General features: G+C 63.0%; 1 rRNA gene. It reads left to right on the top strand.

From position 1 onward, the window contains the following. Positions 1–273 (top strand): 23S ribosomal RNA (locus UK12_RS35610); the annotation flags it as partial.

Below are 273 nucleotides of genomic sequence, written 5' to 3'. Positions count from 1 at the left end.
GCCCAGGGTAAGTCGGGACCTAAGGCGAGGCCGACAGGCGTAGTCGATGGACAACGGGTTGATATTCCCGTACCCGCTTTGAAGCGCCAACGCTGAACCAGGTGATGCTAAGGCCGTGAAGCCGCCCTGCGACCTTCGGGTTTAGGGGAGTGGTGGAGCCGCCGGCCCAAGTCTGTAGTAGGTGAGCGATGGGGTGACGCAGGAAGGTAGTCCAGCCCGGGCGGTGGTTGTCCCGGGGTAAGGGTGTAGGACGAACGGTAGGCAAATCCGCCG

Source organism: Saccharothrix sp. ST-888, from assembly GCF_000955975.1.
Classification (GTDB): Bacteria; Actinomycetota; Actinomycetes; order Streptomycetales; family Streptomycetaceae; genus Kitasatospora.
This window is presented reverse-complemented; position numbering and strand designations above follow the sequence as displayed.